Genomic DNA, 23,545 nt, shown 5'->3' with positions numbered 1-23,545 from the left:
AGTTGCCTGGGGTTTGACGTCGCTGTCGTATGAACTGTCATGGCCGCCGCACTGGCCGTTCGCGTGGCGCCCCAGTCTGGCCGCCTGGGCCGAGCCCCGTCTCGCCGACGAGATTCAGGTCGGCGCCGCCCTGGCGCTTGCCGCCCTGGCCCTATGCCTCGCGGCGTGGCGGTGGAGATGGCTGGTCCTGGGGGCGGTCCCCCTCGCCTATCTGTCCGCCGAGCGCCTGGAACTGCTGCTGGTTCCGGCCACGCCCACCAGCTTCCATACCTCGCCCACCGGCTTCACCGCCCGGTCAGTGGCGGACGGCCAGGCGCTCTACGCCGCTCATTGCCGGAACTGCCATGGCATCGACGGGCGCGGCGACGGGCCCGAGGCGGGCAAACAGCCGGTGCCGCCCGCCGACCTCACCGCCGACCATCTGTGGGACCATCCCGTCGGCGACCTGTTCTGGTGGGTCAGCCGGGGGATGAGCGGCGTGGACGGGCGCCCGACCATGCCCGGCTTCGCCGCCAAGCTGTCCGAAGCCGAACGCTGGGCGGTGATCGATTTCCTTCACGCCAACGCCGCCGGAGCGGAACTGGCCCGAACCGGACGCTGGCCCCACGATTTCATGGCCCCCGACATGACGGCCCGCTGCGCCGACGGCGGGCGGGTGTCGCTTTCCCAATGGCGGGGAAAGCCGGTCCACATCATCGTCGAGGGGGTGGACGGGCTGGCCCGGGGCGGGGAGCTGCCGACGATCCTGGTCGGCGGCACCCCCCGGAATTCCGACTGCGCGGTCGAGGGGGCCGAGGCCCGCCAGGCCCTGGCCGCCACCTTGAACCTCACCCCCGACGACATCGCCGGAAGCCAGTTTCTGGTCAGCCCGGAAGGCTGGCTGCTGGGCCATTGGTACCAAGGCGGCGCGCCCGCCCCGGACACCCTGGCCTTCGTCGCCGAGACCCTGCGCAGCATCTGCCTGTCGTCGCCCCAGGGCAACCGCTTCCGGGGCCACCACTGAGCGGTTGGCCCTAGGGCCAATCGACATTCAAGCGGATGGGCTGGGATTCAGGCCACAGATGAACACAGATTCCCGCTACGCGGGACACAGATAAGGAATATTCCTCCTTCATCTGTGTTTATCTGTGTGCATCTGTGGCTGAAATTTCTCTCAGGCAGGCATTCTGGCCTGAAATCGGCCGAATTCCCTGAATGTCGATACAGCCTAGGCCTTCTTGACGAACTCGGACTTGAGGTTCATGGCGCCGATGCCGTCGATCTTGCACGAGATGTTGTGCCCATCGGCGCCGTCCACCAGACGGATGCCCTTGACCTTGGTGCCGCCCTTGACCACCAGGGACGAGCCCTTGACCTTCAGGTCCTTGATCACGGTGACGCTGTCGCCGTCGGCCAGCACGTTGCCGTTGGAATCCTTGACCACAAGGTCGTCGCCCGCGTCGCCCGCCGCCGCCTCGGGGTTCCATTCATGGGCGCATTCGGGGCAGATCCACAGGCTTCCATCCTGATAGACGTGTTCCGAGGCGCATTTGGGGCACTTCAATCCGTCGCTCATCATCATCCTTTCCAAGTATGGGGGTGGGGGAGGCGGCCGTTCAGCCGCTCCAGGCCAGGGCGTCGCTGGCGTGGCCGGGAGCGGTCCGCCATTGCAGGGCCGGCAGGACGATCACCCGCTGGCCGTCCAGTTCCTCGTAGATCTCGACCACGCCCAGTTGCTGCATGCGCGAAAGCGCCGCCAGGGCGCGGCGCGGCGAATGGCTGCCGAAGGCCTGGGTGATCATGGAATCGCTGGGACAGGGCAGGTTTTGCGCCGCCGCCGCCGCCAGATGCAGGTAGATGCCCTGGAACTGCTCCTCCAGCCCGCCCGCGATGGCGGCGGCCTTGTCCCAGCCGGGAAGCGCCGCCACGGCGGCGGTGACCCCGGCCTGGGCCAGTACCAGACGGCGGCGGAAATGGGTGATGTCCAGCGCCCGGCCCGGCAGCCGCTGGACGCGGCAACGCGCCAGGAAGTCGTCGTAGAGGCTGGCGACCGAGCGCCCCAGCGCGCTGCTTTCGCTGAACAGCTGCTCGAGGACGGAATCGATGCCCGAGCCCCGGTCGGCGGCTTCGGGCAGCGGCGTGACCTCGGCGGCGGGCGTGGGCGCGGGCGCCGGTGCGGGGGTCGGTGCGGGCGGCGGCGGCGGGGCGGCGGCCACCGGCTGGGTGTGCTCGATGGCGTCGAGCAGCGCCTCGGTCCCCGGCCCCTGCTCGGGCACATAGGGCGGCGGCGGCGGGGTGTTGGCCTTGAACAGCAGCCCCCGCGCCTCTTCCTGGGTCAGTTCGGGCAGCGGCACCAGTCCGGCCCCGCCGGCATGGCTGCGGGTCTGGACGTCGCCGATGCGGATGGTGATGGAACGCCGCGACAGCGCGGGGCCCAACCCGACGAAGCGGCCGCGCTCCAGGTCGCGGAACACCTCGGCCTGACGGCGGTCGATGCCCAGCAGGTCGGCGGCCCGCTGCATGTCGATGTCGAGGAAGGTGCGGCCCATGAGGAAGTTGCTGGCCTCGGCGGCGACGTTCTTGGCCAGCTTGGCCAGGCGCTGGGTGGCGATGATGCCGGCCAGCCCGCGCTTGCGCCCACGGCACATCAGGTTGGTCATGGCCTCCAGCGAGGACTTGCGGGCGTCGTCGGCCACCTCGCCGGCCACGGCGGGAGCGAACAGCTGGGCCTCGTCCACCACCACCAGGGCCGGGGTCCAATACTGGCGGTCGGTGTCGAACAGGCCGTTGAGGAAGGTCCCGGCGTGGCGCATCTGGCGCTCGGTGTCCAGATTCTCCAGGTTGACCACCACCGAGACCCGCGTCTGGCGGGCCCGGCTGGCGATCAGGCGCATGCCGTTCTCGCTCTGGGCGGCGGCGTCGATGACGATATGCCCGAACACCTGGGCCAGATTGGCGAAATCGCCCTCGGGATCGATCACCACCTGCTGGACGGCGTTGGCGCTCTGCTCGATCAGGCGGCGCAGCAGGTGCGACTTGCCGCTGCCGGAATTGCCCTGGACCAGCAGACGGGTGGCGAGCAACTCCTCGAGCGACATGAGGGCGGGGGCGCCGGAGGAAGTCGTACCGAGTTCAATGTCCACGTCTGGAGAGCCTAGCGAAGGTTGGGGCGTGATCATAGACCATAACCGCCCGGCTTTTTCCATGGCGGAGATCACCCGAGGTGGGATCAGACATGCAGGGCCGCCTCGAAATAGTCCAGGGTGCGCCGCCGCAGGATGTCCTTCAGCCCTTCGTCCTCGCGCCCGCCATACTCGGCGTACAGGCCCCCGGCCATGGCGAAGAAGCGGTCGAGCAGAACGGGATCGAAATGGCTGCCGCGCCCGGCCGCCATGATGGCGGTGGCCTGGCCGACCGGCATGGCCTCCTTGTAGGGGCGCTTGGAGGTCAGCGCGTCGAACACGTCGGCAATGGCGAAGACCCGGGCGGCCAGGGGGATCTCGTCTCCCGCCAGCCCGGCCATGTAGCCGCTGCCGTCGAACTTCTCGTGGTGGTGCCCGACCACGTCGGCGGCGTCCTTCAGCCAGGAGAAGCGCGTGACCAGATCGAGGCCGTGGGTGATGTGGGTCTTCATCACGGCGAATTCGGCATCGTCCAGCTTGCCCGGCTTGAGCAGGATGGAATCGGGAATGGCCAGCTTGCCCACGTCGTGCAGGAAGGCGCCCTTGAGCAGCGAGCGGATCCGGGCGGCGTCCAGGCCCGATTCCTCGGCCAGTCGCAAGGCGTAAAGGGTGACGCGGTAATTGTGGCTGTTGGTGTCGCTGTCGCGCTTGGCGATGGCGTTACCCAGCATCTCGATGGCGCCCAGATTGGCGTAAAGCAGGGCGCGGGACCGTTCCACCAGCGAGCGGTTGAGCCGGGTGATGACGGGATAGAGCAGCCCCGAGGTGGCCAGCACCGACAGGATCACCAGGACCGAACTGCGCAGCCCCATGCGGCTGGCCCAGGCCAGACGGGCCCGCGACACGTGGTAGATGCCCTCGAAATAGCCGATGGCGGCGCCATCCGGGGCGCTAAGGCCGGTCATCACCAGCAGGTACAGCTCGCCGCCGATGATATGCTTGGTGTACCAGCTTTCGCCCGGCTGGGGGAATTCGTGGCGCGAGCGGTCCACCGCCCGGCCCAGCGCGCCGCTGTCGTCGGCCAGCGCCTCGGCCAGCGAGACGCGGTCGGGACCGTAGATCTCGGCGCCGGCGAAGTGGTCGATGGCGCCGCGCCGCTCCTTCAGGAAATCCTTGAGACGGGCCTGGACCTGGGAACGGGCGGCGGCGTCCAGGCGAACGGGAAGCTGCGGCGACAGGGTGCGGGCCTGCTCCACCGCCTCCTCGACGAAGGTGTCGTCGATGCGCTCCATCTCGTAGGTGAAGGTGGCTCCGCCCAGGGCGAGGGCGATCACCAATCCGCCTAGCCCGAGGCGGAGCGCCAGTTGCCGGTTGAGCGAAAGGGCCATGGAACGAGAGGCTCAGGCCTTGCGGCCGAGATCGGGAAGAAAGCCGCTCATGGTGTTGTTGGGAGGAGCGGCAGGCGGCGGCACGGCGGGCGCGGCCACGGGCGGCGCGCCCTCGGCGCCCGCTTCCCCGGGCGGAGCCTCGCCGGCGGCGGCCTTGGCGGCGGCCAGGCTGGCCATGGCGGCGTCCAGGGACGGATTGCTCCCCTCGGTGGCATTCTTGATCTCGCGGCGGACGGAGCCCAGCTTGGCGTCCAGCGCCTTGATGACCTCGCGGTCCTCGTTCAGCGCCTTGGTCCATTCCGCCCGGTCCTTGCGCAGCATCTCCTCCGCCGCCTCGACGCGCCGGTTGAAGGGCTCGGTCAGTTCGGCGAACTTCTGGGCGTTGGACGTCTCCATGGCGATCTTGATCTTCTCGATCTCCTCGATCAGGTCGCGCTTGATCCAGCGGCTCTTCTTGTCCAGGTCCTCGGTCATCTTGGTCAGGCGCTCGTCCACCTCCGCGTTGATCTGGACCTTCAACTCGTAGGCGTTCTTGACCAGTTGGGCCATGTACATGAGCAGGCCGCCACCGACGACCAGGATCACTCCCGCCGCAAGGCTGATGATGAGGACGGTGGACATGCTCATGAAATGAAACCGCCGGGCGTCGAGAAAAAGTTTCCAATACGTTAATGTCGTTCAAAGCCCGAATTGATGCAAGCCCGCCCCGCCTGTTCCGGCCGTTACGTAATTATTGCTTTGCCTTCGACCGGGGTGCCAAAGTGGTCGGACCACCGCCCTCCCCCACCTGCCCGAGCCGTCTTTCATGTCGTCCGCCGTTCCCCTCCGCTCCGCCCAGGCGTCCCTGGCCTTTTCCTGCGCCGGCCACGCCTACGCCCATATCTTCGAGCCCATCTTCTTCATCGTCGCCCTGGTGCTGCCGGCCGAACTGGGCATGAGCTACGAGGAGGTTCTGGCCCTGATCATCGCGGGCAAGCTGCTGTATGGCCTGCCCGCCCCCCTGGCCGGCTGGCTGGGCGACCGCTGGAGCACGGTGGGCATGATGGCGGTCTATTTCATCGGCTTGGGCCTGTCCGCCATCGGCGTCGGAATGGCGCAGGGGCCGGTATCCCTGGCGGTGGCGCTGGGCTTCATGGGGCTGTTCGGCTCCATCTATCATCCGGTGGGCATCAGTTGGCTGGTCAGGAACGCCGTGGACAAGGGCAAGGCCATCGGACTGAACGGCGTGTTCGGCGGCATCGGCCCCGCCCTGGCCGGCGTGGTGGCCGGCGGCCTGATCGCCCTGTCGGGCTGGCGGGCCGCCTTCATCGTCCCCGGCGTGATGGTCTTCGCCACCGGCCTGCTGTTCCTGGCCATGGTGGCCCGGGGCGTGGTGGTCGAGACCAAGGCCGACCGCAAGCCCGAACCGGTGGCCGACCGGGGCGACACGGTACGGGCCTTCATCGTGCTGTCGGTGACCATGCTGTGCGCCGGTCTGGTCTATCAGGCCACCCAGCCCTCGCTCCCCAAGCTGTTCGAGGAACGCCTGGGCGAGTTCGGCCTTTGGGCCGCGGCAGGCGGCGTGACGGTGGTCTACCTGCTGGCGGGTTTCACCCAGATTCTGGCCGGCCATCTGGCCGACCGCTACAGCCCGAAGCGCCTCTACATGCTGGTCGCCGCCGTGCAGGTGCCGCTGCTGCTGGGCATCGCCCATGCCAGCGGGCTGGGGCTGCTGGTGATCGCCGTGTTCGCCGTCAGCTTCAACATGGCGGGCATTCCGGCCGAGAACCTGCTGCTGTCGCGCTATACCCCGGCCAAGTGGCGGGGCACCGCCTTCGGCATGAAGTTCATCCTGTCCTTCGGCGTCTCGGGCCTGGGCGTGCCCATGGTGTCGCTGATCCGGAGCTGGGGCGGCGGCTTCGAGACGGTGTTCACCGTGCTGGCCGTCTCGGCCGCCCTGGTCGCCCTGGCCGCCTGGCAATTGCCGACCGAGCGGGAACGCCAGGCCGTCCCCGCCGCCGCCGAGTAGCTACCGCCAGTCCAGCGGATAGCTGATCAGGCCGTCGGCCAGCTTGGGCTCGAACCAGGTGGATTTGGGCGGCATCACCTGATTGGAATCGGCCACCGCCACCAGATCCTCCATACTTGTGGGGAACAGGGCGAAGGCGGCGGCCATCTCGCCCGAATCCACCCGGCGCTCCAGCTCGCCCAGGCCGCGCTTGCCGCCGACGAAGTCGATGCGCTTGTCCTTACGAAGATCGGTGATGCCCAGCACCGGCCCCAGCAGGCGGTCGGACAGCAGGCTGACGTCGAGACGGGCCACCGGATCGGCGGGCGGCGGATTCTTGAGGCCCAGCCGGTACCACTTGCCCTTGAGATACAGGCCGAACTGGCGGGCATGGGCGGGCCGGGCCTGTTCCGAGACCGGCTCCACCGTGAACTCGGTCTCCAGCGCCTGCAGGAAGGCTTCGGGCGACAGGCCGTTAAGGTCGGTGACCACCCGGTTGTAGTCGAAGATCTTCATCTCATGGATGGGGAAGGTCACCACCAGGAAGCTTTCATAGGCCTCCTCGCCCGAAGCGCAGCACTTCCTCTCGCGCCGGACCATGGCGACACGCGACGCGGCGGCCGAGCGGTGGTGGCCGTCGGCGATGTAGACCGCCTTCATGGCGTCGAAAGACTTGGTCACCGCCTTGATCTGGGCCTCGTCGTCCATCACCCACAAGGTGTGCTCGATGCCGTCGGCGGCCTTGACCGCATAGGCGGGCGCCCCCGCCGTGACCGCCGTGACGGCGGCATTGATTTCCGGCGTGTCGCGATGGGCCAGCAGCACCGGGCCGGTCTGGGCGTCGCAGGCATCGATCTGGCGGACGCGGTCGTCCTCCTTGTCCGGCCGCGTGAATTCGTGCTTGCGGATGCGGTTGGCATCATAGGCGGCCACCGAGCCGCCGCCGACGATGCCGGTCTGCACGTGGTCGCCCATCTTGATGCGGTAGACGTAGAAGCAGGGCCTGGCATCCCTGACCAGCACGCCCGAGCCCACCATGGCCCGCAGGTTCTCGGCCGCCTTGGCGTAGACGGAAGTGGAATAGGCATCGGTGCCGGGGGGAAGGTCGATCTCGGGCTTCGAGACATGCAGGAAGGACAGCGGCTTGCCCGCCGCCATCTCGCGGGCCTCGTCGGAGGACAGGACGTCATAGGGCGGCGCCGCCACCTGGGGCGCGCTCTCGGGCGTGGGGCGCAGGCCGGGGAACGGACGGAGCAGCGGCACGGACACTTTGGGCCTCCCTCTTGATGTCTAGTCCTTCCGGTTTATCCCGCCCCAAGGCATCCGCCAAGGGCTTCGTGCTTGCCAATGCGTGCTGCAGTGCAGTAAACGGGACCGTTTTTTCTATCCCCCAAGGACCCGCCATGATCAATGTTCTGACCCTGATCGCCGGACATGGCGGAGAGGGGCTCGATTCCTCGCTGGTGTTCGAGGTGCGCGGCGCGCTGCGCGCGCTTGGCGCCGAAGTGGGCCACGCCCGCTGGCTGAGCCCCGAACACGCCTGCGACCTGGACTTTTCCGAGCTCGACCCGCGCGAGGCCGACCAGATTGCCACCCGCATCCTGGAAGGCTGGAACATCGACGTGGTCGCCCAGAAGGCCGAGGGACGCAGGAAGAAACTGCTGGTGGCCGACATGGATTCCACCATGGTCACCGGCGAGACCCTGGACGAGCTGGCCGACTTCGCGGGCCTCAAGGACCATATCGCACGGATCACCGCACGCGCCATGAACGGCGAGATCGGCTTCGAGGCCGCGCTGCGCGAACGCGTCGGCCTGTTGAAGGACCTGCCGGAAGAGTGCCTGCAGAAGACCTGGGACCTGATCAAGTTCACGCCGGGCGCCCACAAGCTGGTGCGCACCATGACCAAGCACGGCGCCTATGCGGTGCTGGTATCGGGCGGCTTCAAGTTCTTCACCGCCAAGGTCCGCGAATCCTGCGGTTTCCACCGCGACATCGCCAACGAGCTGATCGTCGAGAACGGCAAGCTGACCGGTCAGGTGGGCGACACCATCATCGGCCGCGAGGCCAAGCTGGCGACGCTCAACGCCGTCTCGGCCGAGCTGGGCATCACCCCGGAACTGGCGGTGGCGGTGGGCGACGGCGCCAACGACCTGGACATGCTGCGCGCCGCAGGCCTGGGCGTCGCCTTCCACGCCAAGCCGGTGGTCGCCGCCGAGGCCCGCGTCCGGGTCGACCACGGCGATCTGGTCAACCTGCTTTACGCCCAGGGCTACACCGACGACGAAATGGTGGAATAGACCCCGCCGGTTCCTGCGTCCGGGGGCTGGATCATGGCCCCGGCCGTCACCAAGTGATGGATTTATCCGAGTGCCCGCTTGCCATCCCCTGACGGAATGCTAGGCTGGCATCAGGTCAATTCCTGATCAGGAGACGGCCGATGAAGGGCAAGAAAAGCGTCATTAACAGGCTCAATAAACTTCTGGTCGGAGAGCTGGTGGCAGCCGACCAGTATTTCGTGCATGCGCGCATGTACCACGAATGGGGCCTGGCCAAGCTTTACGAGCGCATCGACCACGAGCGCCAGGACGAGATCGGCCACGCCGACCTTCTGATCCGCCGCATCCTGTTCCTGGAAGGAACGCCCGACCTCTCCAAGCGCCCGGCGCCGACCATCGGCAAGGACGTGCCCTCCATGCTGAAGGCCGACCTGGCCCTGGAAATCCAGGTCATCGCCGAACTGAAGGAAGCCATCGCCCATTGCGAGGCCGAGGGCGATTACGACACGCGGCGCATCCTGGGCAAGATCCTGGAGGACACCGAGCAGGACCACACCCTGTGGCTGGAGCAGCAACTGGGCCTGATCGAGCGCATGGGCCTGCCCAACTACATCCAGTCGGCGGCCGGCGACATCGCGGGGGGCGCGTCATGAAGGGCGACAAGGAGGTCCTGCGCCACCTGAACGGCGTGCTGAAGCTGCACCTGACCGCCATCAACCAGTACTTCCTGCACGCCCGCATGCTGAAGAACTGGGGCCTGAAGGATCTGGGCAAGGCGATCTACAAATACTCCATCGACGAGATGAAGCAGGCCGACGAGGTGATCGAGCGCATCTTGTTCCTGGAGGGGCTGCCCAATCTGCAGGACCTGGGCAAGCTTTCCATCGGCGAGAACGTGAGCGAGATGCTCGCCGCCGACCTGAAGATGGAGCAGGCCGAGCACAAGGCCCTGGTCGAGGCCGTCGCCCTTTGCGAGGCGAAGCAGGATTTCGTCACCCGCGACGAACTGGCCGAGATCCTGGAGGATACGGAAGAACACATCGACTGGCTGGAAACCCAGATCGACCTGATGGACAAGATGGGGGCGCAGAACTACCTCCAGGCGGCCATGGGCGAGATCGAAAGCGGCTGAACCGGACAGCAAAGCGCCAGACAGGAAGCGCAGGGGGGATGGGCTGAAAGTCGTCACGAGGTCATACCGGCCGCTGGCCTACACGGTGGCGGTGCTGCTGTTCATCTGGAGCAGCGGCGTCCTGATGGCATGGCGGGACCGCAACGACAGCATCAACGACAGCGCCCGGCTGACCGAGGCCCTGACCCGGGTGGTGGCCGAGCGCCTTTCCGGGTCGCTGCGCGGCCTTGACCTGATGCTGCAGGACGTCGCCAGCCAATCCCAGGAAAAGCAGTCCCCGGCGGAATTGCTGACCCTGATGCGCTATCGCAGCGCCGGCATGCCCGAAGTCCGCAACATCTTCGTGATCGGGGCCGACGGACGGGTCAAGGCGGCGACCTTGCCGTCCATGGTGGGCATGGACCTCTCGCGCCGCCCCTATTTCGAGATGGCGGTGTCGGGGCCGCTCCGTCCGGGCCTGATCATCGCCCCTCCGGCCATCAGCCCGATCACCGGCAAACAGGGACTGGTGGTGGCGCGGCCGATCATCAGCCCGCTGGGAACCTTCGCCGGGCTGGCGGCGGCGGCGCTCAACCCCGAATTCTTCTCCGAGGCGCTGGGCGGCGTCATGTCCGGCGACGTGGACCGGGCGGTGATCACCAACCTCAACGGCGACGTGCTGGCCCGCCTGCCCGCCCCCGGCAGCCACGTGGGCACCTCGATCCGCTCGGGCCCACTGTTCACCCGATACCTGCCCAACGCGCGCTCCGGCACCTTCATCGCCCCCAGCGCCTTCGACGGCCTGGACCGCCTGGCCTCGTATCAGGTGCTGGAACAGCAGCCCGTCGTGGCGTCGGTGGGGATCACCACCAGGGCGGCGCTGCGGCGCTGGACCGGCAACACCATGATCATGGGAGCCGGCGGCGTGCTGTTCTCCCTGTTGGCGCTGCGCACGGCGGTCCAGCTCAACAGGCGCGAATACGAGCGGCGAATGGCCGAAGCGGCGCTCAAGACCAGCGAGGAAAGCTACCGCATCCTGGTCAACGACCAGGACGACCTGATCCACCGCTATGCCCCCGACACCACGCTGCAGACCGTCAACCGGGCCTACGCCCGCTTCTACGGCAAAGACCCCGACCAGTTGATCGGAACCAAGTGGATCGACTTCCTCGCCCAGGAGGAACACCCCTTCATCCTGTCCTGCCTGCAGGCCCTGAACCATGGCCAGCCCTATCGCGAGGACCACCGCCGGGTGGTGCGCCCCGATGGACAGGAACGCTGGATCGAATGGCGGACCACGGCGCTGTACGACATGCTCGGCAACCTGACGGGCTACCAGACGGTAGGGCGCGACGTCACCGACGCCCACCGGGCGCAGCAGGCCATCTCGGAACGCGAGGAGCTCTATAGCCAAAGCTTCCACCGCAACCCGGCCATCAAGCTGCTGATCGACCCCAAGAGCGGCGCCATCAACGACGCCAACGATTCGGCCGCCCTGTTCTACGGCTATCCCATCGAGGTGCTGAAGCGGATGCGCATCGGCGACATCAACACCGCCTCGCCCGAGGAGATCCAGCGGGAACTGGCGGCGGTCGAGCACGAGGGCCGCAAGTTCCTGCGCTTTCACCACCGCCTGTCCTCGGGCGAGGTCCGCGACGTGGAGGTCTACACCTCGCCGCTGCACGTGGGCGGGCGGGCCTATCTCAGCTCCATCGTGGTCGACGTCTCCGACCGCAACCGCTTCGAGGCGGAGCTTCAGGCCAAGACCGCCGAACTGGCCCGCTCCAACGCCGAGCTGGAACAGTTCGCCTACGTGGCCTCCCACGATTTGCGCCAGCCGCTGCGCATGGTCAGCTCCTACGTCACCTTGCTGGAGCGCCACCTGGGCGAGCGCCTGGACGACGGCGCCCGCGAGTTCATCGGCTACGCCGTCTCGGGCGTGAAGCGCATGGACGCCCTGATCAAGGGCCTTTTGGAATATTCGCGGGTGGGGCGTGGCGGCGAGTCCATGACGCCCGTCGACCTGGGCGAGATCGTCGCCGCGTCCCGCGCCAATCTGGGCCTCGACGACGCCAGCGAGGAGGCCAGGGTCACGGTCGAGCTTCCGCTTCCCACCCTTCCCGGCATTCCCAGCGAACTGGTCAGGCTGTTCCAGAACCTGATCGGCAACGCCGTGAAGTACCGCCACCCCGACCGCGTGCCGGAAATCCGCATCGGCGCCCACCGGAACGGGGACGAATGGATCATCTCGGTGGCGGATAACGGCATGGGCATCGACCCCGAGCACTTCGAGCGCATCTTCGGCATGTTCCAGCGCCTGCACGGCGAGGGCGAGTTCGAGGGCACCGGTATCGGGCTGGCCATCTGCCGCAAGATCGTCACCACCCACCATGGACGCATCTGGGTGGAATCCGAATACGGCCGGGGCTGCACCTTCCTGGTGGCCCTGCCGGCCGCCCCTCGGAACAGACCAGGCCAACCGGCGCATTGACGCCGACGGCCAATTGCGAGACTCTCACGCCGGCGCCCAGAAGGAGTGTTCGGCCATGAAGGTCGCGGCCATTTCGTTCAATGACAACCACAGCCTCAGCATGGACGTGGAAGGGGTCAGCTATATCGGCGCCGCCCAGCCCATGGAGCTGGAGGACGGCACCTGGTTCCTTGAACTGCTGATCCGCACCGGCAACGGCACCGTGGCCCTGCAGCTGGTCGCCGACTCGCCGGAAGAGCTGGACATCAAGCGCTACGAATAGGGCCTATCCCCGCGCCTTCTCTTCCCAGCCGCCGCGCTCGGTCTGCTGGTAGTAGACCAGTTCGTGGCCCAGGGCCTTCCAGCGCTTCCAGCGCTCGCGCGCCTTCTCGACCGCATCCGGGTCGTTGCCGTCGAACAGGTCGAGGCCGCGCTGGTACCCGCCCACCGTCTCGGACGCCGCGCCGTCGCACATCACCAGGATGGTCGCCTGGTTGGGGTTCTCGTCCACATGGGTCAGCCAGATGGGCTGCATGGCCGCCTCGCCGTCCCTGGCCGAGCCGTGGGGCAGCCAGGAATCGGGCTCGAAGGTCCACAGCCGGTCGTTCAGCGCCTCGACCCGCTCGGACGAGCCGGCCAGCACCACGGCGCGGAATCCGGCGGCCAGGGCCTTTTCCAGCAGCTTGGGCAGGGCCTGCTCCAGCGGCAGACGGGTCAGGTGATAGAAGCCGATCTGGGTCATGCCCCAGGTTTACCATGGGAATGGCGTTCCGGCGAGGCAGAGGTATAATCCCCAGCCATGAAGATTGCCGTGATCATCCCCTGCTACAAGGTGACCCGCCACATCGAGGCGGTGCTGGCCGGCATTCCCGCGTCCATCGCCCACATCCTGGTGGTGGACGACGACTGCCCCGAGGGTTCGGGCGACGTGGCGGCCCGGACCTCCGACCCGCGGGTCGAGGTGATCCGCCACGCCGCGAACAAGGGCGTCGGCGGCGCGGTGGTCACCGGCTATCGCCGTGCGCTGGAGCTGGACTGCGACATCTGCGTCAAGATGGACGGCGACGGCCAGATGGACCCGGCCGAGCTGCCCCGGCTGATCGAACCGCTGGCATCGGGCCGGGTCGACTACACCAAGGGCAACCGCTTCCGCCACCTGCCGGAACTCAAGGCCATGCCGCCGGTCCGCCTGATCGGCAATTCCGGCCTGTCGTTCCTGGTCAAGGCGGCGTCGGGCCAATGGGGGGTGATGGACCCCAGCAACGGCTACACCGCCATTCACCGCCGCGCCCTGGTGGAGTTGGACCTGGGCCGTCTGGCCGAGCGCTATTTCTTTGAAAGCGACATGCTGATCCAGTTGGGCATGGCCGGATTGCCGGTGGAAGACGTGCCCATGCCGGCGCGCTATGGCGACGAGGTCTCGTCGCTGTCGGTGGCCAAGGTGCTGCGCGACTTCCCGCCGCTGCTGCTGCGCGGGTTCCTCAAGCGCCTGCTGTTCCGCTATTTCATCAGCGACTTCACCATCGCCTCGCTCTACCTGCTGATCGGCGTGCCGCTGCTGGCCTTCGGTCTGGTGGAAGGCGTCGGCCAGTGGATCGCCTCGGTGGCCTCGGGCGTGCCGCGCACCGCCGGCACCGTCATGCTGGCCGCCATGCCCACCATCCTGGGCTTCCAGCTGCTGCTTCAGGCCATCGCCCACGACGTCCAGTCGGCGCCGAAGCCGCGACCTGCGGGCGGGACGCCCGCGCTCCGATAGACGACATCCGGTAGTCGGAGCGCGGGCGTCCCGCCCGCCCTCTCATGGACGATATCCGGTTGGAGCGCGGGCGTCCCGCCCGCCCTCTCACCCGCCGGCCAGGGCGTCGAACAGCCTGACCCCATAGCCCGTCGCCGTCTCCGGGCACAGCGGGTCGTCCTCGTCGGCGAATTCGCGCCCCGCCATGTCGATATGGGCCCAGGCCAAGCCCTCGGGCACGAAATGCTCGAGGAAGCGGGCCGCGTCGTCGTTGTCGGGCACGTCGCCCCAGGCGCAATGCCTGAGGTCGGCGATATCCGACTTCAGATCCTCGTCGCAGGCCTTGGTCAGCGGCAGCCGCCACAAGGGCTCGTCCTCGGCCTTGGCGTGCCGGAGCAGACGCTGGGCCAATCCGTCGTCATTGCAGTAGAGGCCGGCATATTCGGCGTCCAGCAGTTCCTCGGTGGTGCCGGTCAGTGTGGCGATATCGACCATGACCGCCGGCTTGAGGCGCTCCGCCGCCCAGGCCAGGGCGTCGGCCAGCACGAGGCGGCCCTCGGCGTCGGTGTCGATCACCTCGACGGTCTGGCCCGAGAAGGATTTGACCACGTCGCCGGGGCGCTGGGCCCGGCCCGACGGCATGTTCTCGGCCAGGGCCAGCACGCCGCACACATGGGCGCGGGCCTTTCGCCCCGCCACGGCGCAGATGGCGCCGGTCACGGCCGCCGCGCCGGCCATGTCGGCCTTCATCAGCTCCATGTCCTCGGCATCCTTGATGGTGATGCCGCCGGTATCGAAGGTGATGCCCTTGCCCACCAGCACCAGCGGCCGCCCCTCCGCCCCTTTCCAGCGCAGCAGCACCAGACGCGGCGGCCGGTCGCTGCCCTGGCCCACTCCCGCCAGCAGGTTCAGCCCCTGCTGGGCAAGCGCCGCCGCGTCGAGCACGGTGACCTCGACGCCCAGCGTCTCCAGCAGGCGGGCGCGCTCGGCGAATTCCTCCGGCCCCAGCGCGTTGCCCGGCTCGTCGGTGAGGTCGCGGGCCAGGAACACGCCCCTCGCCACCGCCTCGTGGGCGGCGAACAGCCGTTCGGCCTCGTCGGGCAGGGCGCAGCAGACCACCACGTGGTCCAGAACCGGCCGGATGTCGTCCTCGTCGTCGGGATCGTATTTGGTGCGGTACTTGGACAGCGGGCGATAGGACTTGAGCCGCAGCCCATAGGCCAGCTCGGCCACCTGATCGGGCGGCAGGTCGAGCAGCACGGTGGCCGATCTGGCGCGGCTTTCGTCCAACTCGTCCAGCAGGCAGGCGCCGATGCGGCGCAGGCGCTTTGCATTGAGCTTGCGCCCCTTGCCCAGCCCGAACGCCACCAGGGCGGCGAGCGGCGGCCTTGGCGCCAGCAGCAGTTCGGTCTCCTCGGCATCGCCGTCGAAGCCCAGGCGCTTCAGCGCCCGGGACAGCGAGCCGTCGCCGTCCAGGGCGGTGAACGACGGCGTGGCGAGACGCCCCCGCCACAGCCCGACGGCGACGGCGCCTTCGAATGTGGCGGGGGAAGAGCGGAAGGTGATGCGCATGGGCGGCGACGTCCCGTCATCCTGAACGCAGTGAAGGATCTTTCCGGCAATGGCGGCTGAAAGATCCCTCGCCTACGCTCGGGATGACAATTTCCCTGGCTACTTCTTCTCCTCGTAGAAATCGGCCACCAGCCGGTCCAGCAGGCGCACGCCGAAGGCGGTGGCGCCCTTGGGGCAGACGGCGCTGTCCTTCTTGCTCCAGGCCATGCCGGCGATGTCCAGATGGGCCCAGGCCACATCGTTGGTGAAGCGCTTCAGGAACTGGGCGGCGGTGATGGAGCCGCCCTCGCGGCCGCCCACGTTCTTCATGTCGGCGATGTCGGACTTGATCTGCTTGTCGTAGGACTCGCCCAAGGGCAGGCGCCACAGCTTCTCGTCCACCGCCTTGCCCGCCGCGGTGAGCCGGTCGGCCAGCTTGTCGTCGGACGCCATCAGGCCGGCGTATTCGTTGCCCAAGGCGATGATGATGGCGCCGGTCAGCGTGGCGAGATCGACCATGAACTTCGGCTTGAAGCGGTCCTGGGTGTACCACAGCGCGTCGGCCAGCACGAGGCGGCCCTCGGCGTCGGTGTTGATCACCTCGATGGTCTGGCCCGACATGGAGGTCACCACGTCGCCGGGGCGCTGGGCGGTGCCCGACGGCATGTTCTCAACCAGCCCGACCACGCCCACCGCGTTGACGCGGGCCTTGCGACCGGCCAGGGCGGCCATGGCGCCGATCACCGCGCCGGCGCCGGCCATGTCCCACTTCATGTCCTCCATGCCGGCACCCGGCTTGATGGAAATGCCGCCGGAATCGAAGGTCACGCCCTTGCCGACAAAGGCGACCGGGGCCTCGTCCTTCTTGGGCGCGCCCTGCCAGCGCATGATCACCAGCTTGGATTCGCGCTCCGAGCCCTGGCCGACGCCAAGAAGCGAGCCCATGCCCAGCTTCTTCATCTGCTTCTCGCCCAGCACCTCGACCTCGACGCCCAAGTCCTTGAGGGTCTCGGCCTTCTCGGCCAGGGATTCGGGGTGGATGACGTTGGCGGGCTCGGAGACCACGTCGCGGGTCAGGAACACCGCGTCGGCCACCTTATCGAGGGTCGCGAAGACGGCCTTGGCCTCGGCCGCCGCCTCGGTCATGAGGGAAAGCTTCTTCAAGGAGGGCTTGTCCTCCTTCTTCTGCTTGGTCATGTACTTGTCGAAGCGATACGAGCGCAGGCGCGCGCCCAGCGCCGCCTGCGCGGCGAACTCGGCGGCCGACAAGGGCGAGCCGGGGATGACGTCGAAGGCCACGGCCACGTCCGCGTCGCCCGAGGTCAGCAACTGCCCCACCACGGTGCCGCCGAAGGCCTGCGCCGCCAGGGCGTCCAGATCCTTGGCCTTGCCCAGCCCGACCAGCAGCACGCGGGACAGTTCCAGCCCGGCGGGGGCGAGGATCAGCAGGGTCTGCCCCTTCTTGCCCTCGAAGCGGCCCGAGGCGGCGATGGCGCGGGCAATGCCTCCCTTGGCCTGGGCGTCCAGCGCCTGGGCGGCGCCGGTCAGCACCTTGCCTTCAAGGATACCGACGGCGACGGCGCCGGTGGTGGGCTGCGACGGCTTGGAAAAGGCGATCTTCATGGACATCCTCGCGCTTGAAGGACATTGGGACGGAATTCACTGTTCCCAATGTAGCGCGCTTAGGCAGGAAGGAAAGGGGATTACCCCGCTATTCCGTCCTTTTCCGCCTCGATCTCGGCCTCTTCCTCGATGTGCTCGATCTCTTCCAGATTGGGATGATCGCCCGACATCAGCCAGATCAGCCCGCCGGGCAGGGCGGTGACGATGCTGATCAGCCCGTACATGAGCCCCAGAACCGCAGCCGAACTGGCTTCAACCCCCACCCAGCCGAAGGCGACGATCATGATGTTCTCGCGCAGGCCGAAGCCGGCGATGGAGATGGGCAGGGTCAGCGCCAGGATCACCGGCGGAAACAGGATCAGGCAATCGAGCAGGGAGACATTGATCTTCAGGCCGACCGCCAGGATGTAAACGATCAAGGCCAGATTGGCGTGGCCGAAGATGGCGACCGCCAGGGTTCCCGCCCCATACGGCACGCGCCGCGCCAGCAGGCGGGTATCGCCGGCCAGATGCACCAGCCCGCGCACCACCCGCCAGCGATGCAGCGAGGCGGGAAGCCGGTCCAGCTGGCTGATGAAGACGAGACCGGCGACACCGATCACGGACAGCAGGGGAAACACCCAGGTTCCGGGCACATCGGGCACCCGGGCCAGCAGAAGCGGCTCCATGGCGGCGACCAGCAGCACGAGGCCTAAGATGGTAACCAGACGCTCCAGCATCACGGAATTGACGCTGGTCTTGAGCGACAGCCCGGAATGATGGGCCTTCCACATGCGGACCGCGTCACCGAGAACCGGGGTGACGATGGAAAAGCAGACGCCGATATAAAAGACCGGAAGCGCCTGGATCGCCGAAAAGGTCGATTTGAGGGCGCGCAGGACCAGCCACCAGCGCCCCGCCCCGATGACCACTTGCGCGATTCCCAGAGCCAACGCCGCGCACAGCATCACCGGATCAATCGTCTTGGCGCGACTCCAGGCCTCGGCCAGATCGATATTCCTGAACGCGAACCAGATCAATGCGACCGACAGCCCCCCCTTGAGGACCCACGGCAACCAGCGCTTCACCATCTATCTCGGAATCCATCAGGTCGAGAGGCGGCAAGCTTTACCATATCCGGCGGGAAAGGGAATACCTCAGCGCTGGAACCTTACCGGCTGCCGCTTCCGCCCCCAGGTCCCGGGCGCCGCCTCGAAACGCCCGGGCAAGGGCGTGCCGCAGTGGCGGCAATGGCCCTCTGGCGTCAGCGCCCAGGTGGAAAGCTCGTACCAGTCGCGCCCGATCAGCAGCGCGCCGCAGCCCGAGCAATAGGTCCCGCCGCCGGCCGGATCGTGGACATTGCCGGTATAGACGTATTTCAGGCCGTTCCCCATGGCGATGTCGCGGGCCCGGGTGAGCGTCGCGGGCGGTGTGTGGGACTTGTCGGTCATCTTCCAGTCGGGATGGAAGGCGGAGAAGTGAAGCGGAACGTCGGGTCCCAAGGCCTCCATCATCCATCGGCTCTGGGCGTCGATCTCCTTTGGCGAATCGTTCTCGCCGGGAATCAGCAAGGTGGTGACCTCGAACCACACATCGGTCTCGTGCTTCAGGTAGACCAGGGTATCCTTGACCGCCTCCAGATGGGCACCGCACAGGCGATGGTAGAAATCCTCGGTGAAGGCCTTCAGGTCCACGTTGGCGGCGTCCATGTGGGCGTAGAACTCGGCCCTGGCCGCGGGCTTGATGTAGCCCGCCGTCACCGCCACGGTCTTCAATCCCCGCGCATGGCAGGCCTTGGCCACGTCCACGGCGTATTCCAGGAAGATGGTCGGATCGTTGTAGGTGAAGGCCACCGAGCGGCAGCCCAGCTGCAAAGCGGCGCGCGCGATCATGTCGGGATCGGCGTAATCGTTCAGCCGGTCGATCTCGCGCGCCTTGGAGATGTCCCAGTTCTGGCTATCCTTACATATTGTATCTATTTGATTTTGCGTGATATTTTCGCTCAATAACTGTGTGTAAACTGTGTGTGAATTCTGCGCTTCGCGGACAAGCGTTTTCAATAAGTTATCCTGGTCTTTTGAAATACTCCAATTTTGGCAAAATTTGCAGGTTAGATTGCAGCCGATGCTTCCTAAAGACAGGATCGGTGTTCCTGGTAGAAAATGATTTAAAGGCTTCTTTTCAATGGGATCGATGCAAAACCCACTGCTGCGTCCGTATGTCGTCAGAACAATTTCGTCGTGTATTGCCGCTCGGTTGAAGCAGAGACCAAGCTGCCCATTATGGAGCTTGCACTCTCGGGGACACACATCACACTGGATGCGACCGTCACCCAGCCTCGTCCAGTACTTGGTTCTGCGAAACATTTGGAGACAAGCTCCCGCTCGGAAAGAGAGGATTCGCCATCGCAAAAGTCTACCACATTCTGAATTCGCTCTGACCTTAAATCCGCTTTGAAAGCCCGCGATCAAATCCTCGAAAATTGATATCCTGCTCAAAATTCTGAAAATCACGACGCCATGAAAGCCAAGCTGGAAGCCAAATACACCATCATGATCGTGGCCGACAATTTTTTATGATTGGCGCTGTGTCCGTTTAACGGACAAATTCCGTCACCGCTTCCTGGCCAGCTTCTTTAATTCGTCAATGGACGGAATGGTTCCCCTGCTGGACCGCGAGCGCAACGATCCCGCATTCCATTCGGTGTAGTCGGTGCCGGTCAGGGCATATTTTTCGTCATTCAGTTTCTTGGCAATGTCCGTCCAGGTGATGGCGCGCGTGATTGTCCAAGCCGAGGCTATTGCGCCAAGCTTGGCGCCGAGTTCCGCCGAACGTTCAGCATGAAGTTGGGCGGTCTTTCTCGCCCCTTCCTCTCTGGCGTACTGCGGGAACCCCACCACATTCTCGACGTTTGCATTTCGGGCCAACTGCTTGCGCTGGCTTTTATGCAGCTTTCGCATTCGATTGCTTCGTTTGCGGTTGGATATCGCCTTTTGGTAAGCCTTTTCAATCTTCACCACCCAGGCTTCCGTATTGATCGTATCCGTGATGTCCATATTGTAGGAAACCGCTTGAGGCTTATCTTGAGGGGCCTCGGACCGACTTGGAAACAAGGTTGGATGAAGCTGTTTATAATGGGCGAACCGACATTTTGGTCGGGTCATTTTTCGCCATCGCCCAATATAGGAAAACGGCGACACGAAGATGTAGCGCCGAGAGCTGTCGGCCGACGCCTCCCGCACATAATGCTGGAACACCTCGTCCTGTAGGTCATCGTCCGCCCCTTCGCTATAGGCGTATTCAATCAGCGTATGCCCGCTTAGTTCATCAATCAGCCCGTTCCGCACCAATTTACGGACCAATGTGTCTGCCATGGCCTTCTGTGTGGTCATCACAAGGCTTTTGCTGATTGCAGCTTCAACGTCATCCCCAGGCCTAGCGCATACAGGCCTCTCCACTTCCTGCTTGGCGGTCCAATAGAAGGTGAACAGCATGACATGCATGAATTTTACCATTGCATTGCTATAGAGAGACGACACTATAGCAGTGCGTCACTCGCGTCACACCATTATGTTTTTATTGTATTAATTTAGTGTTTTGAGGCGTCAAAATTTCGTCAAGTCGATCTGCGTTGCTTAGAAAATCCCCTTCCGAAGGCGTACAAGTGGCGAAATTTCGGAGCCCACGCAAATGCACAAACGCCAATCCTGCACGCACTACACCGCACAACAAATTGCTGCTTACGCTAACGCTAATTGCAGCACCGAAGTTGCAGCTAACACTGCTGCTTATCACGCACAAAACAAGCGTAACACCCCTGTTAGCAACGCTCAGTATGTTGCTAAGCGCAACAAAGCCAACCAGCAAACCAACGCCGACCAGCAAGCGCAACGCACTGCTAATGCACAGCACTTGGCGCAGGTGCTTGCTGCACAGGAAATGCGCGTCAATGCACGCCTGCAGCAGCTTGCCACTCAGCGCAAAGCCGAACTTGCTGCAAAACGTAAAAAGCAGCGCACCCCGACCAAAACGCAAAAGCCTGTGGCCAAGCCCGCGCTAAGCAAGGTGTCCAAGGCCCGCCTGCAAAGCGTTGCCAAGCTGGTTAAAACGCCTCCGTCGGCGCACTACATGCAAACCCTTGCTGTCACCAACAAGCTCCGCGCTGCCATCGCTCTGCCGCCTATTGATGCTGACGATTTCGGCGCAACCTACGCTTGTTTTATGCTCAACCGCTTCAAGCAAGTCGCATCGCGCAGCACCGTTGTGTCGCTGTTCATGCAGGCTTTCACTCCGGCCCGCCACACCCTGGGCCTAGCCGCCTAATTCTCGATTTAGCAGTGCCGAAAAGCACTTCTATGCGCCCGGCAACGGGCGATCGGTCGAACACGCCCAAAAGCGTTCCGACCACCCTTGTCCGCAACGGTTATGTGCCGCGTCTGTTGCGAACAAGTCAAACCAAACGTGTGCACGAGAAGACATAACGAGGAGAAAATCTATGTCTAATTTTAATGAAACCGCCGCTGTCGGTGAAAACAGCACCATCATCACCACCGTCCAAACCGACTTGGACAAAACCGTTGCCGAACTCGATGCGGTTAAAGCCGCTTATGCGAGCGACACCAGCGCTTATCACCTCAAGGTCTACGCACATTTGGCTAAATGCTGGTCTATTTCCAACCGGATTACCGGCAACAAAAACCTCCGCATCGCATTCAACAATCTTTGCGACAAAGAGAATATCGCCGCTCAGAAAAGCAATCTTCTCACCAAGGTTGTGCGCTGGGTGTTGGGAAAGGACAGCAAACAAGCCAGCCCTTACGTAAAACTCATCAAAGCTGCGGATAAGGATGGGGTTCTTCCTTCCGGACTTTCTGATTGGGCGATTGCCAACGGCGGCATCGCCGGCGTTAACCGCAAGAAGACTTCGGAAAAGCCCAAAGTTACGAGCAATCAGCTGGAAAATGCGGCTACCAAGGCGATTTACAAACCCGCTAAGCCGATTACGACCATCAAGCACTCCGTGCCCGGTGCGTCGAAGGCTGGCGCCTATGTGGTTGGCTTCTTCAAAGTCGGCAACGCCGGTGAACTGGAACTGATGGTGCTTTCCGCCAACGATGAAATCGTCGGTGCGGCAGTGCAAGCCTTGGGAAAACAAGAGCTTAGCTCGGAAAGTTCTGCTGAGCAGAACTCTCAAGATCCAGAACAAATCATCAAAAACGATCTGGCCTCCGCCTGATCTTTGTGGGGGCGCATTTTTGCGCCCTCAACAACCCACCAACAAAAGGAAAAAGAAATGAACTTAACTGAAAAATACACACCTAAAACGTGGAGCGACATTGTCTACCCAAGCGATTTCACCAAGGCTTCAATCGAGAACTATGCACTCGGGAAGACATCCGCTCCACTGATTTTGTGGGGCAAACCGGGCAACGGAAAAACCACTTGCGCCAACCTCATTCCACTCGCAAGAGGCGACACCGGTCAAAGCATCGTGGATATCGACTGCACAGCCGAAATGACATCGACGAAATTCCAAAAGAAAATGGACGATGTCAGCCTTGTGTCGGGATTAGGTCCAAGAGGCGAGCGCTTCGTCATTCTTAATGAACTGGACGCATTGTCTAGACGAAACCAGATGATGCTGCGGGGAGTTATCGACAGAGCACCTCACTCAACGCTGTTTTTGGCGACGACGAACAACCCGCGAGAGCTCGATCCTCCTTTGAAAAATAGGTTTTCAACGGTTTGCTTCGATCATACGGACACATACACAATGGAGACGTATGCCCAGAGAATTTCTCTGATCGAGTGCCTTCCATTGTCGGCGGAGGTAATTAAAAACATCTGTGTGTCGGTGGACGGAAGCTTTCGAGAGATGCTGATTTTGTTGGAGCGCTATGGAAACAGCATTCGTTCTCAGAAGTCTGCAGAGCGGAATCCCCCTTAATTGGACGAAGCTACGGGTCGCGCGACACAAAGTCGCGCATTCGCATCCCCAAAATTCAAACGAGTAGCTATGCGGTCTTTCAGCAAGAGCGCGTGCATGGCCTTGGGCGCAATAAAGGAGCACATACATGTTAAGTGATCTATTACACGATGCCGAACGTTAAATTCGGCGATACCAGCTTGATTTCCCAGATACATACGGGGATGCTCGCGCTGAGATTGATGACCTTCGATGCCGCTTAAATCTACTGCGACTAAAGTACGATCTGCCGTTCGGAAATCTGGCGGACCATCCGTTTTACAAAGCCGCGTCGCGAGGTGATATCACGCCTCACGATAGATTTATGGCGGGTGAAAGCATGGAAGAAATCTTCA

The 23,545-nt window shown here is 64.4% G+C and carries 22 protein-coding genes; 11 read left to right on the top strand and 11 right to left on the bottom strand.

Annotation, left to right across the window (positions count from 1 at the left end; all coding sequences use genetic code 11):
- Positions 1 to 13 precede the first annotated feature (13 nt).
- On the top strand, positions 14 to 1,003 hold the full coding sequence (locus XM1_RS07720; protein ID WP_068432239.1) for a cytochrome c: 990 nt from the start codon (positions 14 to 16) through the stop codon (positions 1,001 to 1,003).
- A 204-nt stretch (positions 1,004 to 1,207) separates the two neighbouring features.
- On the opposite strand, the gene XM1_RS07715 is transcribed toward XM1_RS07720, so the two are convergent.
- Genes XM1_RS07715 through XM1_RS07700 form a run of 4 tightly spaced genes read right to left on the bottom strand, consistent with a single transcriptional unit; the run spans position 1,208 to position 5,116 of the window.
- Positions 1,208 to 1,555: a zinc ribbon domain-containing protein YjdM gene (locus tag XM1_RS07715; RefSeq protein ID WP_068437624.1), complete on the bottom strand. Its 348-nt coding sequence runs from the start codon at positions 1,553 to 1,555 to the stop codon at positions 1,208 to 1,210.
- Between the two features lie 40 nt (positions 1,556 to 1,595).
- The gene (locus XM1_RS07710) at positions 1,596 to 3,158 is read right to left on the bottom strand and encodes an ATP-binding protein (protein ID WP_068432235.1); all 1,563 of its coding nucleotides are present in this window, start codon (positions 3,156 to 3,158) and stop codon (positions 1,596 to 1,598) included.
- A 50-nt stretch (positions 3,159 to 3,208) separates the two neighbouring features.
- Entirely contained in the window at positions 3,209 to 4,489 is a 1,281-nt protein-coding gene (locus tag XM1_RS07705; RefSeq protein ID WP_068432232.1) for an HD-GYP domain-containing protein, read from the bottom strand.
- A gap of 12 nt (positions 4,490 to 4,501) precedes the next feature.
- On the bottom strand, positions 4,502 to 5,116 hold the full coding sequence (locus XM1_RS07700) for a hypothetical protein (RefSeq protein ID WP_231920726.1): 615 nt from the start codon (positions 5,114 to 5,116) through the stop codon (positions 4,502 to 4,504).
- 178 nt (positions 5,117 to 5,294) lie between these two features.
- Between XM1_RS07700 and XM1_RS07695 the strand changes: the two genes are divergently transcribed.
- On the top strand, positions 5,295 to 6,497 hold the full coding sequence (locus XM1_RS07695) for an MFS transporter (protein ID WP_068432229.1): 1,203 nt from the start codon (positions 5,295 to 5,297) through the stop codon (positions 6,495 to 6,497).
- On the opposite strand, the gene XM1_RS07690 is transcribed toward XM1_RS07695, so the two are convergent.
- A complete protein-coding gene (locus XM1_RS07690) occupies positions 6,498 to 7,745 on the bottom strand; it encodes a DUF1015 domain-containing protein (RefSeq protein WP_068432226.1) in 1,248 nt (415 codons plus the stop codon).
- 134 nt (positions 7,746 to 7,879) lie between these two features.
- Here XM1_RS07690 and serB point away from each other — a divergent pair, with 134 nt between their 5' ends.
- The 5 genes from serB to XM1_RS07665 all read left to right on the top strand — a co-directional run bounded on the left by serB (position 7,880) and on the right by XM1_RS07665 (position 12,619).
- On the top strand, positions 7,880 to 8,776 hold the full coding sequence (gene serB / locus XM1_RS07685) for a phosphoserine phosphatase SerB (RefSeq protein WP_068432223.1): 897 nt from the start codon (positions 7,880 to 7,882) through the stop codon (positions 8,774 to 8,776).
- Positions 8,777 to 8,916: 140 nt separating this feature from the next.
- The gene (bfr, locus tag XM1_RS07680) at positions 8,917 to 9,408 is read left to right on the top strand and encodes a bacterioferritin (protein ID WP_068432220.1); all 492 of its coding nucleotides are present in this window, start codon (positions 8,917 to 8,919) and stop codon (positions 9,406 to 9,408) included.
- Positions 9,405 to 9,887, top strand: coding sequence for a bacterioferritin (bfr, locus tag XM1_RS07675; RefSeq protein ID WP_068432217.1), 483 nt, complete (start codon positions 9,405 to 9,407; stop codon positions 9,885 to 9,887). The genes bfr (XM1_RS07680) and bfr (XM1_RS07675) overlap by 4 nt, the downstream gene beginning before the upstream one ends.
- A gap of 85 nt (positions 9,888 to 9,972) precedes the next feature.
- Positions 9,973 to 12,357 carry a PAS domain S-box protein gene (locus XM1_RS07670; RefSeq protein WP_231920725.1) on the top strand — a complete coding sequence of 795 codons (2,385 nt, stop codon included), beginning with the start codon at positions 9,973 to 9,975 and terminating at the stop codon, positions 12,355 to 12,357.
- A 55-nt stretch (positions 12,358 to 12,412) separates the two neighbouring features.
- Positions 12,413 to 12,619, top strand: coding sequence for a hypothetical protein (locus XM1_RS07665; protein ID WP_068432214.1), 207 nt, complete (start codon positions 12,413 to 12,415; stop codon positions 12,617 to 12,619).
- Between the two features lie 3 nt (positions 12,620 to 12,622).
- On the opposite strand, the gene XM1_RS07660 is transcribed toward XM1_RS07665, so the two are convergent.
- The gene (locus XM1_RS07660; RefSeq protein ID WP_068432211.1) at positions 12,623 to 13,078 is read right to left on the bottom strand and encodes a DNA polymerase III subunit chi; all 456 of its coding nucleotides are present in this window, start codon (positions 13,076 to 13,078) and stop codon (positions 12,623 to 12,625) included.
- Between the two features lie 57 nt (positions 13,079 to 13,135).
- Between XM1_RS07660 and XM1_RS07655 the strand changes: the two genes are divergently transcribed.
- A complete protein-coding gene (locus tag XM1_RS07655) occupies positions 13,136 to 14,092 on the top strand; it encodes a glycosyltransferase family 2 protein (protein ID WP_068432208.1) in 957 nt (318 codons plus the stop codon).
- Positions 14,093 to 14,179: 87 nt separating this feature from the next.
- Here the strand turns inward: XM1_RS07655 and XM1_RS07650 are convergent, their stop codons facing one another.
- The 5 genes from XM1_RS07650 to XM1_RS07630 form a co-directional block, all read right to left on the bottom strand.
- On the bottom strand, positions 14,180 to 15,643 hold the full coding sequence (locus XM1_RS07650; protein WP_068432205.1) for a leucyl aminopeptidase: 1,464 nt from the start codon (positions 15,641 to 15,643) through the stop codon (positions 14,180 to 14,182).
- 99 nt (positions 15,644 to 15,742) lie between these two features.
- Positions 15,743 to 17,245, bottom strand: coding sequence for a leucyl aminopeptidase (locus XM1_RS07645; RefSeq protein WP_068432201.1), 1,503 nt, complete (start codon positions 17,243 to 17,245; stop codon positions 15,743 to 15,745).
- Positions 17,246 to 17,325: 80 nt separating this feature from the next.
- Positions 17,326 to 18,315 carry a lysylphosphatidylglycerol synthase transmembrane domain-containing protein gene (locus XM1_RS07640; protein WP_068432198.1) on the bottom strand — a complete coding sequence of 330 codons (990 nt, stop codon included), beginning with the start codon at positions 18,313 to 18,315 and terminating at the stop codon, positions 17,326 to 17,328.
- A gap of 66 nt (positions 18,316 to 18,381) precedes the next feature.
- Positions 18,382 to 19,590: an AmmeMemoRadiSam system radical SAM enzyme gene (gene amrS / locus XM1_RS07635; protein ID WP_068432196.1), complete on the bottom strand. Its 1,209-nt coding sequence runs from the start codon at positions 19,588 to 19,590 to the stop codon at positions 18,382 to 18,384.
- A 246-nt stretch (positions 19,591 to 19,836) separates the two neighbouring features.
- Positions 19,837 to 20,727 carry a hypothetical protein gene (locus XM1_RS07630; protein ID WP_156428670.1) on the bottom strand — a complete coding sequence of 297 codons (891 nt, stop codon included), beginning with the start codon at positions 20,725 to 20,727 and terminating at the stop codon, positions 19,837 to 19,839.
- Between the two features lie 187 nt (positions 20,728 to 20,914).
- Here XM1_RS07630 and XM1_RS23915 point away from each other — a divergent pair, with 187 nt between their 5' ends.
- From XM1_RS23915 to XM1_RS23140, 3 genes are all read left to right on the top strand, one after another.
- Positions 20,915 to 21,547: a hypothetical protein gene (locus XM1_RS23915; protein WP_156428669.1), complete on the top strand. Its 633-nt coding sequence runs from the start codon at positions 20,915 to 20,917 to the stop codon at positions 21,545 to 21,547.
- Between the two features lie 172 nt (positions 21,548 to 21,719).
- Positions 21,720 to 22,460, top strand: coding sequence for a hypothetical protein (locus XM1_RS07620; RefSeq protein WP_068432186.1), 741 nt, complete (start codon positions 21,720 to 21,722; stop codon positions 22,458 to 22,460).
- A 57-nt stretch (positions 22,461 to 22,517) separates the two neighbouring features.
- Positions 22,518 to 23,171 carry an ATP-binding protein gene (locus XM1_RS23140; protein ID WP_082700416.1) on the top strand — a complete coding sequence of 218 codons (654 nt, stop codon included), beginning with the start codon at positions 22,518 to 22,520 and terminating at the stop codon, positions 23,169 to 23,171.
- Positions 23,172 to 23,545 lie beyond the last annotated feature (374 nt).

Source organism: Magnetospirillum sp. XM-1, from assembly GCF_001511835.1.
GTDB lineage: Bacteria > Pseudomonadota > Alphaproteobacteria > Rhodospirillales > Magnetospirillaceae > Phaeospirillum.
This window is presented reverse-complemented; position numbering and strand designations above follow the sequence as displayed.